General features: G+C 38.5%; 11 protein-coding genes. 4 read left to right on the top strand and 7 right to left on the bottom strand.

Annotated elements, in window-relative coordinates:
* Positions 1 to 50 precede the first annotated feature (50 nt).
* From FFJ24_RS04795 to FFJ24_RS04780, 4 genes are all read right to left on the bottom strand, one after another.
* Complete coding sequence (locus FFJ24_RS04795) at positions 51 to 1448, bottom strand: RagB/SusD family nutrient uptake outer membrane protein (RefSeq protein ID WP_138823053.1); 1398 nt, start codon at positions 1446 to 1448, stop codon at positions 51 to 53.
* Between the two features lie 11 nt (positions 1449 to 1459).
* Complete coding sequence (locus tag FFJ24_RS04790; RefSeq protein WP_138823051.1) at positions 1460 to 5050, bottom strand: SusC/RagA family TonB-linked outer membrane protein; 3591 nt, start codon at positions 5048 to 5050, stop codon at positions 1460 to 1462.
* 43 nt (positions 5051 to 5093) lie between these two features.
* Positions 5094 to 6110, bottom strand: a complete 1017-nt coding sequence (locus FFJ24_RS04785) for a FecR family protein (RefSeq protein ID WP_168202386.1) — start codon at positions 6108 to 6110, stop codon at positions 5094 to 5096.
* 108 nt (positions 6111 to 6218) lie between these two features.
* Entirely contained in the window at positions 6219 to 6812 is a 594-nt protein-coding gene (locus tag FFJ24_RS04780) for an RNA polymerase sigma factor (RefSeq protein WP_138823047.1), read from the bottom strand.
* A 361-nt stretch (positions 6813 to 7173) separates the two neighbouring features.
* Between FFJ24_RS04780 and FFJ24_RS04775 the strand changes: the two genes are divergently transcribed.
* On the top strand, positions 7174 to 7818 hold the full coding sequence (locus FFJ24_RS04775) for a hypothetical protein (RefSeq protein WP_138823045.1): 645 nt from the start codon (positions 7174 to 7176) through the stop codon (positions 7816 to 7818).
* Here FFJ24_RS04775 and FFJ24_RS04770 read toward each other — a convergent pair.
* Together FFJ24_RS04770 and FFJ24_RS26635 are read right to left on the bottom strand one after the other, a co-directional pair.
* Positions 7815 to 8351, bottom strand: coding sequence for a hypothetical protein (locus tag FFJ24_RS04770; RefSeq protein ID WP_138823044.1), 537 nt, complete (start codon positions 8349 to 8351; stop codon positions 7815 to 7817). The two genes, FFJ24_RS04775 and FFJ24_RS04770, sit on opposite strands and share 4 nt — an antisense overlap.
* 17 nt (positions 8352 to 8368) lie before the next feature.
* Positions 8369 to 8947 (bottom strand): transposase, encoded by a 579-nt coding sequence (locus FFJ24_RS26635; RefSeq protein ID WP_256377623.1) that lies wholly within the window; start codon positions 8945 to 8947, stop codon positions 8369 to 8371.
* A gap of 9 nt (positions 8948 to 8956) precedes the next feature.
* Here FFJ24_RS26635 and FFJ24_RS04760 point away from each other — a divergent pair, with 9 nt between their 5' ends.
* The 3 genes from FFJ24_RS04760 to FFJ24_RS04750 all read left to right on the top strand — a co-directional run bounded on the left by FFJ24_RS04760 (position 8957) and on the right by FFJ24_RS04750 (position 11979).
* Positions 8957 to 9142 carry a hypothetical protein gene (locus FFJ24_RS04760; RefSeq protein WP_138823040.1) on the top strand — a complete coding sequence of 62 codons (186 nt, stop codon included), beginning with the start codon at positions 8957 to 8959 and terminating at the stop codon, positions 9140 to 9142.
* 741 nt (positions 9143 to 9883) lie between these two features.
* Positions 9884 to 11461 carry a hypothetical protein gene (locus FFJ24_RS04755; RefSeq protein ID WP_138823038.1) on the top strand — a complete coding sequence of 526 codons (1578 nt, stop codon included), beginning with the start codon at positions 9884 to 9886 and terminating at the stop codon, positions 11459 to 11461.
* Complete coding sequence (locus FFJ24_RS04750) at positions 11461 to 11979, top strand: hypothetical protein (RefSeq protein WP_138823036.1); 519 nt, start codon at positions 11461 to 11463, stop codon at positions 11977 to 11979. The genes FFJ24_RS04755 and FFJ24_RS04750 overlap by 1 nt, the downstream gene beginning before the upstream one ends.
* Before the next feature lie 278 nt (positions 11980 to 12257).
* On the opposite strand, the gene FFJ24_RS04745 is transcribed toward FFJ24_RS04750, so the two are convergent.
* Positions 12258 to 14663 (bottom strand): sugar-binding domain-containing protein, encoded by a 2406-nt coding sequence (locus tag FFJ24_RS04745; protein WP_138823034.1) that lies wholly within the window; start codon positions 14661 to 14663, stop codon positions 12258 to 12260.
* Positions 14664 to 15234 lie beyond the last annotated feature (571 nt).

Genomic DNA, 15234 nt, shown 5'->3' with positions numbered 1-15234 from the left:
ATCTACTGCCAGGCTTTCACCCGGCAGTAATTTATTATGGTGTGTTGTGTTTATGGATTTTTCTCCAATTCAGGATTTAAATTGGTCAGGTATTCGGCTATCGGAAAGACATAACGATTGCTGTTTGGTGCCAAAGTATAGGTAGTACCATTTACTGTGCGGGTATAAGTTTTTTGGAAAGCAGTTTCACTTTTTAAACGGCGCATATCCCACCAGCGTAACATACGGCAGAAAAACTCGCGTCTGCGTTCATCAATCACTTTGTTCAAAGCATCAGCCGCAGATGTTGCGGTAAGTAAAACATAATCAGCCGGCTTAAAACGCTTAACCCTTAAGTTATTCACCCAAAGCATAGCATTGGTGGCGTCGTTATTTCTTGCATAGTATTCCGCTTTGATCAACATCATTTCAGGCACATTGGGTCCAACATTCCGAACCTCCCCAATCCTGGCTTCTCTATAGCCATAGCGGCCTGTATAAGTTGATGATATAGTTGATGCAGGAACGGTAAATAAAGCATATCGTTGATCTGTTGTGCCTAATACCGCTAACAGATCATCACTTAATCTTAAAGCTGTTGGCGAAAAGCTAAAGGGATTACCAAAAGCTGTTTTAGATAATAAAATCTCCGGATCAACAATGCGGCGGGGGTAATTGGCACTGCTCACACTGGTTAATGCACCTAAATCATTCAAAGTATTGCGTAACGACAAAGCTAAATCTGCATAACGATTTGCGTTTGAATAATCGTTCATATACAAATAACAACGGGCCAACTCACCATAAGCACTTACTTTTGATGGCAGAGTATTATATGACTGAGCCGTTGGCAGTGCAGGAATAGCACTGGTTAAGTCGACGATAATTTGGTTATAAACCGCCTGGACGGAAGCGCGGTTTAAATTTTGGCTAACCGTTTGTGTAAGGATTAGCGGCACACCTAAATCTGTTGCTGCTGTTGCGCTATTATAAGGTTTGGCATAGGTATTAACTAATGCCAGATAGGCATCGGCACGATGTACTTTCGCCTCGGCTGTCATTTCCGCTTTTTCTGCGTCAGTCCCTGTTGCCGCCGGTAACTCCGAAATAATGGTATTGCAATATAAAATGTTATTGTACATTCGGTTCCAGTTATCGTCTTGCTCATATAATGTACCCAACGTGTAAATAACAGGTTTCCAGGTGTAAGAATTAATATAATAAGCATAGAATAAACTTCCAGAAAGGGAGTTGATTTGGGCTGCATCAACAATATTGATGTCATCAGATGCAAGATCAGCCAGGTTTGGATTAGATTCAAAATTACTCGTTCCGTTTAACAGGTAGCGATAATTGATTGCCTGATTTGGAACTAGGCTCCCTTGAGTCTTAATATCGACATATTTTTTGCATCCGGTGATGAGCGTAGCGCCAATAAAAACAATAAATAGCTTATATAATGGTTTCATTTTGGTTTCGGTTAGAAGTTAACATTAAGTGAAAAATTATAAGAAACTGTTGCTGGTAAACCCAATGATGAGGAGCTTAATCCGCTGGTAAAATCAGGATCTATTCCTTCCTTATTAGCCGTCCACAATAAGCCTATATTACGAGCTGAAAATGCAAAATTTGCCCCCTTAACCATTTTGGATATACGCTCAACAGGTATCTTGTAAGATAGTGAAAGCTCCCTTAAACGAATATAATCTCCTTTTAAAACATTAATATCTGATTGCTGGTAGCGCGTTAAACTAACTGTTGCAAAGGTACCGGCAACACTAGGAACTGAAGTAAATTGTTCATCCCCGGCTTTTTGCCATCGTTTGGCAACATCTTCACTTAAATCATACACTACGCCCGCTCGTGATGAAGGGTATGAACTGATTGTAGGTTTTAAGAACACATTTCCGAATTGATAGGTTGCAACAGCCATTAAAGTGAAATCTTTGTAACGGATAGATTGTGTATAACTACCAAAATGGGGTGCTGTCGATCTACCGGCATAAATCAGGGCATCAATTGAGTTTAAGTTTACATTTGGTGCAATTTTATTTCCGTTTTGATCGTAAATTAAAGTCATACCCGTCGCATCTAAACCTGCATTACGATAAACTAAAAGCTTATCTGTTGGGTAACCTGCAATTAATGTACTGTAAGCTGGATTTGAATAAAATGACGATGTAGGTATAAATCGGGTATCCTTCACATCATTGGTATTGTAGGCGTAGGTCAACCTTCCGTTAATATCCCAATTTTTAGCCGTATAAAAAACACCTCCAAGAGATAAGTCAACCCCTCTTCCGTTTAATTCACTGGTATTACGTATTAAATTGATTACACCATAAGTTCCGCTGATTGGAAAATTGTAAAACAAGTCAGTACCATGCTTGCGGTAAACCTCAACCGATCCGTTAATTCTGTTTTGTAGAAAACCGAAATCCAAGCCTAAATTAGTAACATAAGTTTTTTCCCAGCGCAATTCAGGGTTTGCCGGAGCGATGATACTTGAAATACTTAAACCAGTAGTATTATCAACCCCACCCAAAGCAATATTTGTAAATGGATAAATAGAAGTCGAAATATTACCATTCACCCCATAAGTTGCCCTCAGACTGAAGTTAGAAATCCATTTCACATCCCTCAAAAATGATTCCCTTGCAGCATCCCATTTTCCTCCAAACGAATAGAGCGGAGTTGCTCTGAATTTACGATCAACTCCAAAGTTATTGTAATCATCATATCTTACACTTGCAGAAACCGTATACTTAGATTTATAAGTGTATGCCCCGTTACTATAATAAGATAAGTATCTTCGGGTTTTATCCTGCTGACTTGGATTGCCCCCCAAATTATTCGTAAAACCGAAAATATTTGTATACGGTGTAAAGAAATTTACCGGACGCGAAATACCGGTTCCCATATTATAGCCATACAGCGTAGACAAACTTTCACCCTGCTGTGTTTGTCTGATTTCTGAACCAGCAATTGCATTGATCTGATGATCAGCACCTAATGTTGTATCGTAATTTAATTGCCCCCTAAGTGTGTAATTATTCGTAGTTCCATTGCCTGTATTGTAAATCCCGCTTCCACCAGATAAACCCAAGCTATTAATCGCTTTGCCAGATGTAGGTATTGGAGTAAAGCCATTTAAAAAATCGCGATAGTAATAGGTATTATCGTTATAAAAATTTCTACTTGTGGTAAAGCTACGCTCGGTATTAAAAAAGGCATTGGCTGAAAGGCCCTTAACAATAGGTACATTGAGATTGAAGTTTGCAGAGTAGTTATTGTCTCTCTGACTATTATCAGCATTATCAATTTCATCCAGCGCATTGTAACCCCAATTTAGAAAGCCACTTGGGTATAAGGTGTTCAGCCAGCCCGTATAATATTTTTTTGAGTAAGAAACACGGTTGCCGTTACTATCAACAATTTGATTGTACGGCATAAATGTTGCCAGGCTTGGATTAAAAAGACTGCTTAAGCTAACGCCGTTATTTTTATAATTTAAAAAGGACCCTTTTAGATTTGTAGTTAAGGTGGCAGTTTTAAATAACTTAAATGTATTGTTTAAAGTAACCGTAAGGCGGTCGCCGCTATTGCCTGTTGCATAAGGATTTTCCTTTGAATAAGATGCCGAATAGAAATAACTGGAGAAATTATTACCCCCACTTATTGAAAAGTTATAGTTTTGAGATGTTGCAGGTTTTAACAAATATTGTTCAATCTGATCCCTGCTATCTCTTGTAGCATATTGTTCAATCATACTATTATATGCTGCCTGCGTAATTGTGCCTGCCCTGAGTTTGAAGGTCAAATCGCTTACATCAGCTACGTTTGTACTGTAAGCAGTTGTACTAAGTGGCGCAACAATTACATTTTTAGCCACTAATTCCTGCTCATAAGCAATGGCCTGGGCCGCATTCATTGTTCTTAAATAGCCCAAATTTGGATGATTTGAAACTGATGCATTTAGTGAGAAACTGATTACCGGCGTTTGCCCGATTTTACCAGTTTTTGTAGTAATAACCATCACACCGTTAGCGGCTCTTGTTCCCCAAATAGAGGCCGCAGCTGCATCTTTTAAGAAAGTTACAGAAGCTACATCATTAGGATTAATCGCAGAAATATCATTTTCGGTAATTGCACCATCAACAACAATTAATGGCAACGATTCTGTTTCAGATGATATGGTGCTCTTTCCCCTTACAAAAAAGCTGTAATCTGTAGCACCCCGGGTACGCGAGCCTCCATTTATCGACTTGCGTGTGTTACTATATAGAAAACTATTATCACCAGCATTGATGTTAATTTTAACCCCAGGCACCATTGATTCCATACGGTATAATAAATTCGGAACCGGAACTTTTTCCAATTGTACGGCCGTAATCAATTCCGCTGAACCCGTACTTCTTTCTTTTGATATCTTTTGTAAACCTGTAGAAATTACATTGACTTCGCTCAGTTGATTGCCTGTAGAAACTTTCAAAACAATGTTTAGGTTACTTTGCGAACCCGCAATGGGGTAACTGTAATTTTCATAGCCGATATAAGAAAAGCCAAGCATTGTACTTCCAGACGGAACCCGCATACTGAACCTCCCGCTTGCATCGGTAGCGATTACCGCATTAGATGTGTTGCCTTTAATTGATGCGCCTGGTAATGTATTACCAGTTTCATCTACAACTTTTCCGGAAATGTAGATCTCGTTATTTTCTGGTACTGATTGCCCGGCAGGAACTTTTTTCGGAGTAAAAAGACGTTCATCACGGGTAACAATGGTATAATTTCCATCACTCACGTATAAAAACAATAAATTATTTGGGTATAACACCTGTTTAAGTGCTTCATCTAAATTTTTCGCCTTTACACTTTCAGCAGATGTGGTTTTTCCCTGAACAATATCATGTTCGTAAGCAAACTTGGTGTTATACTTCTTAGAAATGGTATTTAATGCAGCTTCTAATGTTATTCTATTCCCCGTTTGCTGTGCCTTTAAAGGCAGTACAAAAGCAATAATCAATAGCATAGAGATACAACCGAATAATCGGGTAAATCTTTTTTTCATTTTGTATTGGTTTGGTTGGTTGTTGATTTTAATTACACAGTTATCATCTGTTCTTCAGGTAGATTGTTTTTCCTTCTTTTTGTATGTCTACATTTAAAATGTTTTTAAGGGTAAAGAGTAAACTTTCTTCGCTTTTTATAGATATGGCGCCATCTATTTTTTTATTTCCGAGTGCAGGGCTGTCAAGAATTACCTTATAGCCATACAAGTCTTCAAATTCTCTTAAAATTTCGCTTACGGTAGTTTGATTCAGGATAATTTTTCCGCTTAACCAGGCGGTTTGATTAGTTGAACCAACAGCATTTTTAACGCGATTTCCATTCGGATTAAAATCGATAAAATCACCAGGATGCATAATATATCTTTGGCCTGTCTTATTCGAACTCACCTGAATTTTACCTTTTACTAAGGCTATGGTCGTCGTGTTATGTCGATCTTTCAGGTTAAATTCGGTGCCCAGAACCTGAACTTTTGCTCCATCGGTTATCGCCACAAACAACTCTCCTTTTTTAATCTGATCCGGATTTATATTAATGTGCTTTACCTTGAAATAAGCTTCGCCCTTTAAACGTACTTCTCTGCGCGCTTTCCATTTAAAGGCACGGGCGTAGCTTAACACCGAATTTGCATTGAGTTGAATTTCTGAACCGTCTGGCAAATGCACCAGGCGGTTCTCAGCGAAATTAGATTTCACTGTAACCGTAGAAAGGAAAAACCAGGAAACAAAAGCAACAACAAATAAACTTGCCGCAATACCCGATGTGACTATTAAACGGATTGTTTTGCTCCGTTTCGCTTTTTGGATGGTATCAATTGAAATGTTAATGTCTGCCAATAACTGATCCCGAAAATTACTTGTTGCAATTTTAGGTTGATCGCTTAAAATAAGCTGGAGCTGTAATTTTGCCGCTTTAAAAGATGCTAAATTTTCAGGGATGTTAGCTTGCCAGTTATCCCAAAAAGAAACATCAACAGAATTATTGTGTTTAACGTAACGCAGAAAATCTGCATCATCTAAAAAATTTTCGACATTAAATGAATTGTATCTTTTGTTCGGCATAATAATGAATGATTTAACGACCATTCAATTATACAAACAGGAAAGAATTAAAAATTACCCCACAGAAATAACATTATTTTAATCTTTTTTTAACGACACAATAAAACGCTATCTTTTCGCAACCAGTAAAATTGCTAAAAGCATCGCCTTGTCTACGTTCATTATTTCCCTTAACGCTTCTAAAGCCCTCGCACTCAGCTTGTAGGTTCCTTTTTTACTTAAATCCATTATTTTAGAGATTTCATCGTAATCCATTTCTTCAAAATACTTCAAATAAATAATTTCTTTTTGTCTTGAAGTAAGTTTATTCATCGCTTCGCTAAGCTGAAGTACCTTCTGATTTTGCTCTTCTTTTTTAATGTACTCCGATTCAACAGTAAATCTTAAGTCAAAAACATCGTTCTCCTGAATATCAACCTTTTGAAACCTATTTTCTTGATTTTTATAATTGATAATACTATTCCGCAAGGCAGATATTAAATAATATTTGATGTTATCAGTGGGTTTAAGTGTTTTGTGATTCACCCAGATTTTCACAAAAAGATTATGCAAACAATCTCGTACCGCATCTTCATCCTGAAGCATACGCATACCATACTGATAAAGTGGAGATAAGAATCTTTCGTAAATTTTATTTAACGCAAGCCTGTCCCCATTTAGCAAGTTCTGCCAGAGATCAAAATCATTAGTTTCTTTTTTCAAAAAATTTGGTACGGATTTCCAAAGTAATAGAAAATTAAGCTAATTTAATTAAGTTTTTTTTATAAAAAAGCTTATTTTTTTACCCAGTTATATTTCATTTGATTTAACAAAACAGATTGTAAAAATCTGAATAAAAACAAACATTATTAAAATTATACCCACTTGGGGATTTCAGGGATAATAAAAACCGGATTTCAATCCAAAGTGTGCACCCTGCTTTAGTACATTTTGATTAGAAATGGGTGACCACTTTTCAGATAATCCCCAATGATCTGACTCATCCTGATTTTACTTGACGTTGACTTTGATTTTGATTAAACCGCAAAAAATACTAAATTCCGCCTATATTAACCTTTCAAAAATGAACGCTCACGAACCTCCTTACAAGATATGCGGAAAAGTATATTCAAAAATCCAGCTTTTAAAACTTGCCGGCGTGCAGGGAATCCATCCAAAGCTCGACAGATCGAGCCGAATCACCTTGGATATTGACCGATTGAGTATCGGTGAGGAAGAAGAAGCAGCCCTTCTGACAATAACAAGCGTATTGATAGTTACCCTGCAGGTATACATCTTTCCAAAGCTGGGAATTGTAAAAAACGACTTTATTGTCTTAAAGAGCCCAGGATCGAAGCTGGCTTTTCCGTGGGTCAACAGGCAGGTTTCCTATACCCGAAAATATAGGTACAATGGTATCGAGTGCTGGGCAAAAAGAGAAGACGAATATCATTTTAAGGTAGACAGCGGTATTATCAAGTGTCCGATCATCGGATACATGATTTGGATGAAATTTGGCTACCTGATGAAGCCTGGAGCCCAACCCGCGCTCCGTGAGCTGCTCCTGGGCGAGGGCAAAAATGCCGATCTCAGCATTCTTGAGCTAATAAAAGATGATTTTGGTTTCTGGAAAGAAAAAGGCTACGGATGGCCGGGATATTTTGATCTGGCACCGGGATCGGACAGCGCAAAGATCCTAAAAAAGTACTATCTTGAAAGGAAAAACTAGAGCGCTATCTCGGTCATTTCTTCTTTAAGCTTGTTATAGTATTCCATGCGTTCCTTTTCCGGTAGTTGGTTGAAGCTATCAATGAATTGCCTTTCTGTCTTGGAGATAAAATCACCCTCAGAATAGCCGTTTCCTAAGAATCGGCTCAAAACCGAATATTCAAAGATGGTTTTTCTCTTTCCCCCAAGTTCGGAGTGATAAGTTGTACTTGCCATAGCTGGGATTTTTGTTTCATTGGGATTTTCAAAAGCGTTCCAGTCGCTTTTTTCGACCTTGCCGCCACTGAGTAGAGAATTGGAAAAGACCACCCGTGGCAAGGCCATGGAAATGGCCGAGAGATCCTCGAAGAATTCCCTGATAATCTTTTCAACCGAAACCATCTCAAAGCCTCTAAGCTTGCTCGGCCTTTCTCCGTTAAGTACATTGCTCACAAGATCACCGGAAATATGAACCGGGGAGACATTGATTATCCGATCATGGGTAATAATTTCGCTGCTTACCACAAAGCCGTTGCCTGTCTTGGCATTGACCAAATAGTCTGCTCTTAATGTTACTGGACGAATATGTAAGGATATTTATTAATTGATTTTAAATGAATATTAGTGTCTGCTTGCATTCGTTCTTTGATGTATTCAAAATGAGCCTCTATCATTCCTCTTTCTCCATAGAACTTCCGCATCGGCACATCCATCGACAGGTATTTCCTGACGGTACTTCTATGCATTCCTAGGGATTTTGCAATTGCGTTATTAGATAATCCTTTAGCATGTAGTTTCTTCATCTCATCAAATCGTTGTTTGACAACACCGCCTGTAGCGGCCAACTTCTTCCTTGCAGGAAAATCTTTTAGAACCCCCAGCGGTTCTTCAACTGTTTTAGGGGCTACTGCTCTACTAAGTCTGGTGTATTCGCGTACCATTATCCTTTTAACGGCTTCACCAAGGTTCTTAAGTAGATGCCAACGGTCAGTGATCTGTATAGCCTGCCCCCCCCCTTTGTGGCTTACCTGCATATATTTACCGTAACGGTCCCGTGTAATTATCTCTATCGTAGGTTGCCCTTGCAACCAACTTGTCAATGTTTTTTCCTCCCGGTCTGGCAGCAGATCGATTACTTTCCCGGTATCCAGGTTTACCAGATGCTGCCATATCTATCGCGCTTTTTATATGCCCAGTCATCTACCCCTACAGCTTTAAGCTGCCCTAAAGGTGGCAGAGGAGTTTTATGGATCAGCCTTAGTAAAGTAGAATCACTTACGGGCATGGATAATGTATTGCAAATGCGCTCAGCGGTGCCTGCCACCCATTTCCAGGGCAATAGTTAATAATTTCTCACCCAATCTTTTTTGTCCGTCGCTTACAGGGTTCGAAATGGTCATCAAAACGTTCTGTGAATATCTTTCTTTCACATTCAGCTTTAAGGCATCAGTATTTTCTGGATCGCAGCTATATATTGCATGATTTCCCAAATGTTGGCAGGTCACGAAACTTTCTTAAATAATAGTTGTGAAGCTTCGTTGAAGGGCTTAGGCAATCTGGACAATGGCAGATTCTTTGCCTGCTCTGCACATAAATATTAACAAAGTCGGCCTGGTTATCTACTGAAACTACTTTAAAAGAATCAATTGGTGAGAAAATCAGTTTGGTAAGATTCCTTAATGAATAACAACCAGATTTATCATGAAAAACCACCAAAATTGGGGAAGAACCAGTTTCAGTGAAATATGCAATATTCATTCAATTATATCAGCTAAATTAATTCCGACTATATCGAAAATATTATGCCAAACAGAAAACTTAATGACTTCCATTCAAGACAAAATCTATATTAAAGGCCTGCCATTTCATAGTAACCAAGTAAGATTACAAATATTTTATAATTTTAATATTTAACAAAATATAAATATTGTCAGATAAATAAAACAGTGCTATAACTAATAGCTTCAGAGGCTTATTTAGAGATTAGGTGAAATTTAAAATATATTAAATGATAAATTATTTTATGGATAATCATATTTATTACATCTTTGTAAAAGTAATTAGCAGCTCTTATTCTAAATTAACTTATGAGGAAAAAACGCACTCTGTTCGGGCATTACATATCAGCTCTGATATTATTTATAATAACATCAGTTATTGTACATTCGTGTAAAAAGGACAACAGATTCAATTCGAAAGAATTACCCGTAACTGCAGTATTGAAGCAATGGTTCGAAACGAATAAAATAAGCTACAGCCGTTTTGATGGAATGGAGCCCCTATGGGAGACAATGTATGTCAACAGCCAGGACGAAGATAAGACAGTTTACGAACTCCAACTTTCCAACCCAAAAAACATCTATCAGAAGATAGAAGGTAGTGAAAAAGACCAGATGAGAAGTGATAAAAACTTCCGTCTGCTGATCTTTAAGAAAAACGGCAGCACAGAGGTTGCTTATGGCTGTTACATGTCCATAATAGGGAATGCTCCAGAAAAAGAGAACTTAAGTAATATACATTATAAACAGGCAGGTAGTTTTAGCGGTAAGATCGTCTTTTTTGAAATGAACGGTACCCTGGCAAACGGCTGGGAATACAGTAAAGGATCTGCCACACAAAGAATAAGCGGTATAGAGCCAGGGTTCAGTAAGGATATCAAACTGATGTCACTGCCCGGTTTCAGGACAACTATACCGGATATAAATAATCATAAAGTAATGGTACCGCCCCCATTGGCCTGTCCAATATATTCACCTGTCTATGGCAGTACGTGCGTAGGTGTTGACGGCTATATGGAATGTACCCCCTATATCGCCTATTACGTCTGTGCAGATCCCGATAACCCTGTAGTTGGAGAATATGATGGATACGGTGCCACACATGGAGGGGGGTATGCCGGAGGAGGAGGTTCTACCAATTATTTAGCTCCAAGGATCATAGTGGATCCTCAGACAAGGACTTGTATTGCGACCATTGTAAACAATATAGTTTCGCAGGCAAAGCTCACCGGAGCGATGACTGCAGTGATCGGTGCGGCCAACTACGGCGACCCGAACAAAACACAGTCGGCTATCAGTTTCCTCGCCGGACTGAATACCCAGGATATTCGTATCAAAGAGGATGAAATACCGGATAAGGAAATAACCGATGCATCAGGTCAGGTTTTTACTACCAGAACCAATGGTAGTACATCACCCAGTAGATTGGAAATTACACTTAATACATTGATGCTAAATGAGGCTACAGATCTTGCGGTAGCGGCTACAACCATCCATGAACTAATGCATGCTTATCTCACCTACGGAATAAGTAGGGTGACAGATGAAGAGCAGAAGATTATTTTTCAGGATCTTAACCAACTCATATACGATAGAGATGGATCTGCTATAACCGATCTTGACAGACTGGAGCCTGCACAACACACTCAGATGGCAACAACATATGTTACATCAATGGCGAAATTATTGGAGGATTTTGCTAAAATCAAAGGTATCACCGAATCCCCTGACAAATCTATAACACTTAATCAATATTGTCAGGATCTATTCTGGGGCAATTTACAAAAGACAACCAAGGTGAAATACCAGAGACCCGCAAGATCGGAAAGTAACGCCGCAAGGGAATATAAGAATAAAAGTAACTCAACCAATAAAAAGAACTGCTAATGAAACATTTTTTTTTAATTCTATTTCTGTTCACGGCTACCCTGGCAAGCGGGCAATCCCTGGTTTCTGCGAAAGATAAAGAAATCTATCAGCTGGTATTAAAGAAATATTATTCAGATAACTTATATCCTAAATATATAACAATTTCAAAATCATTATTGCTATCACTTAAAAAAAATTCGGCTAAAAGGGAAGAGTCAGATTCTATTTTTAGAGAATCTAAATGGGATTTTTTATCTCAGATTGATACTTCGGTTTTCAGGCATAATGTTTTGCACCTCAAATCTAATAGTGTCTTTTCAAGGACAGAATATAGTAAGGCTAGCTGGCAGCATGGCTCAATACTTTCACCTGTTATTTATTCCCCAGATTCCAGTTTTGCATTGGTGGTTTTTGTAAATCTGACGCGCCAATCGAAAAAAGACCAAGGGGAACTGACTAATGAAGTGTATTTCTTTTTTGAGAAAAAAGATAGCAAGTGGATTATTTCAAAAACCGTGCTCACCGCAATATATTAATTCTTTGACAGAGAGACTATTTTGGCCAGACGATCTTTTGGTATATGAATAAGATTAAGCAGAGTTGATGAAATCTTTGGATAGGGGTAAATTAAGGAAAAAGAAAAAAAACGTCACTGCTTGTGTATTTCATTGAAAGTGGTTCTTCCGCAATTTTGGTGGTCAATTCGGTGCTGATACCAGACTTTTTCTGAGTAAATCGAAGCTTACCCTTCCATAGCAAAAATAAAAATTAATAGATTAAATCTTATCTCATTGCAATCAGCAATTAAGCTAAACTATTTCCTTGATTTCAAAATGATTTCCCCACCCGCTAAATCTTCTGAACTTACCTTAATTTTAATATTACCCGCTTTATTTGTGGTCCTAATCACCACTAAGGCCCGGCCTTTCCAGGCTTTGCGGGAATTGCTTGTATACGGATCTGTATCTTTTAGGTTTGCATTATCTACACCCACAATTGTTCCGGGGCCTTCAATTACAAAGTGCAACCTATTCTCTGCATTGGGTTGAAACAAACCTTTGCTATCAGTAAGTTCGACAGTTACAAAAGCAAGATCCTGCCCATTAGCCGTAATTATATTTCGATCTGAAAATACTTTTATAGCGCTGGTTTTCCCGGCAGTTCTTAAAATTCTGGTCTCTACCTCTTTACCACCCTGTACACCGGCAACACTTAATTCTCCCGTGGCGTAAGGCAGCGTAAAAATTGCTTTAAACTCCTGTTGTTCTGTTGTTTCTTTCTCACCGATCAGTTTTTTATTGAGATACAACCTCACTTTAGGATATTTGGAGTATACCTCAACCTGTATATTCTTCCCCTCGTAACCTGGCCAGGTCCAGCTTTCCCATGTTGGCCATACAGACCAATCCGTTTCTTTAATTTCCAGAGGCGCTGGATTTGGCTCCTTAACCGCTACGTAAAGTTTTTCGGTATCGTTATATAACATACTTCGGTAATGGGAAATAGGTTTACGGTGTCCAAGTAAATCAATATCACCACAATAAGCACCATGCCAGGGAAATAATTCTGCAGACGAATGAAAATTTGCAGGTTCGCCAGAATAATACCACCTGCCAATGCCAGATTCGCCTAAGTAATCAAGCGCAGTCCACACAAAATCTCCAAGAATATAACTGTTGTAATTAACCAGTTTCCAGTTTGCAAAAGCATCTCTGGGATAGGATTCTGTTTGAACAATAATCCTGGATGGTACTCTTTTATGATCATCTATCGCTCTGTGCAATTGATAATTATAGCCAGCTATATCATGTTCGGCCATTAAAGGATCAAAAATCTCCCAGTCTTTATCCCAGGTGGTCATGGCTGAAGTAATCAGACGTGTAGGATCGAGTTGACGTACCTTCCCGGCCAGCATTTTTGCGGTTTGTACGGCCTGCGCTTCTTTTCGCTCAATAATTTCATTTCCGATGCTCCAGATGATAATCGACGGATGGTTTCTGTCTCTTAATACCATGGCCTCTAAATCCTTTTCCCACCATTTATCGAAATACATGGCATAATCATACTTATTTTTGGGTGTTTTCCAGCCATCAAAGGCCTCATCAATCACCAGCATCCCTAAGCGGTCGCATGCGGCCAAAAATGCTTCTGATGGCAGGTTATGAGCTGTTCTTATCGCATTAAAACCGGCTGCCTTCAACAGTTCTACCCGTCGCTCTTCTGCCCGGTCAAATGCAGCTGCCCCTAAACAGCCATTATCATGATGTACACAACCTCCATTTAATTTTATGGTTTTACCATTAAGCTGGAAACCATTTGTGGTAGAAAATTTGATATCGCGAATTCCAAAATTCTCGCTATTTGAATCAATTATCTTCTGATCAGAAAATATTTCTGTTTTAGCCTGATATAAATGTGGTTGCTCTACCGACCATAATTTAGGTTTAGTTACAGCAATTTGTTGAATAAGTTCTTGTTGGCTATGAGGCGCTAATTTAACGGAAACCTGATGAGCAGCAGCTTCTCTGCTATCTGATCCAACAATACGGGTACGAATAACAACGGTCTTCATTACCGAAGCATCATTATTTACCTTTGTTTTTACCTGAACCAATGCCTGAGCAGGAGAAACTTGTGAGGTAATAATGCCTACACCATAATCTGGAACATGAATGGGATTTGTAATCTTGATCCAGACATGCCTGTAAATACCAGAACCACTATACCACCTGCTATTTTTCTGTTTAGCATTATCTACACGGACAGCAATCACGTTTTCCTGACCAAAATGAAGATAAGGCGTAAGATCGTATGTAAATGCAGAATATCCATAAGGATATACCCCTAGAGACATGCCGTTAATAAAAACCTCCGAATTCATATACACACCTTCAAAATTAATAGAGACCAATTTACCTTTCCAGCTAGTGGGTACATCAAATGTTTTACGGTACCAGGCAATTCCGGAAGGAAAAAAACCACCATCTCCCCCCATAGGATTTTTAGGATCGATCTTACCTTCAATACTCCAATCGTGTGGAAGATCTAACGTTCTCCAATCCTGATCATTAAAGTCTTTTGCAATGGCTTTGGGAGCATCACCCAATTTAAATTTCCAGTCAAAATCAAAAAGCTGCTTACGCTCCTGGGCCTTCATATTTAATGAAATGCCAAATAAAAATAAAGTATTAAGAAACAGTAGTTTGGTTAGCCTGGGCATAGCTGATTTAAGGTTTGGTTTAACCAAAAATAAGAAATAAACGTCATAACGACAATTATTTTATTCGTGAAGTATGTTGCTTAAATGGGATGAAATCTATCCTATTAGTAATCCTGCTCCGCACAACTTTAATTTTTCAATAATTTAACTGACAGTTTGCAGCAACTGGGATTTCATTTAATAATTAAGATTTTTCTTTCCAACCCACTAGCTTCGAAGGAAAACGGCGAAGCCTTCATGAATGCAGCTGAAAGTTATAGACAACAAATGAATAAATTTTCAGCCGTTGTTTTTGTTTTTTATGTGTCTTTATGTTTTTAATGGCATTCAAGCTAGCTTCGCTGGTCTTTTTGACATCAAAAAAGAAAGAGCCCTTCGGCGGCGGCGGACCTGTACCGATTTTTCATCGGTAGCCGGGGCAAGACCGCGCGTAGGATAAGAGAAGACGATTGTACTTCACTCCTATTGATTTTAAACAAAAAAATTAACCCTCAGACTGACATACGAAATAAATTTTATTTAATTTTAAACAGGCTCTTAGATTAGCGTAAGAAAAGCCTTTCTCAAATTC

Source organism: Pedobacter sp. KBS0701 (genome assembly GCF_005938645.2).
Lineage (GTDB): Bacteria > Bacteroidota > Bacteroidia > Sphingobacteriales > Sphingobacteriaceae > Pedobacter.
Note: the sequence above shows the minus strand (reverse complement) of the source record. Positions and strands in the feature narration are given on the sequence as shown.

Excerpts from the sequence above, each read along its gene's own strand:
- FFJ24_RS04795 (WP_138823053.1), bottom strand. The coding sequence starts at position 1,448 with ATGAAACCATTATATAAGCTATTTATTGTTTTTATTGGCGCTACGCTC.
- FFJ24_RS04790 (WP_138823051.1), bottom strand. The coding sequence starts at position 5,050 with ATGAAAAAAAGATTTACCCGATTATTCGGTTGTATCTCTATGCTATTG.
- FFJ24_RS04785 (WP_168202386.1), bottom strand. The coding sequence starts at position 6,110 with ATGCCGAACAAAAGATACAATTCATTTAATGTCGAAAATTTTTTAGAT.
- FFJ24_RS04775 (WP_138823045.1), top strand. The coding sequence starts at position 7,174 with ATGAACGCTCACGAACCTCCTTACAAGATATGCGGAAAAGTATATTCA.
- FFJ24_RS04760 (WP_138823040.1), top strand. The coding sequence starts at position 8,957 with ATGCTGCCATATCTATCGCGCTTTTTATATGCCCAGTCATCTACCCCT.
- FFJ24_RS04755 (WP_138823038.1), top strand. The coding sequence starts at position 9,884 with ATGAGGAAAAAACGCACTCTGTTCGGGCATTACATATCAGCTCTGATA.
- FFJ24_RS04750 (WP_138823036.1), top strand. The coding sequence starts at position 11,461 with ATGAAACATTTTTTTTTAATTCTATTTCTGTTCACGGCTACCCTGGCA.
- FFJ24_RS04745 (WP_138823034.1), bottom strand. The coding sequence starts at position 14,663 with ATGCCCAGGCTAACCAAACTACTGTTTCTTAATACTTTATTTTTATTT.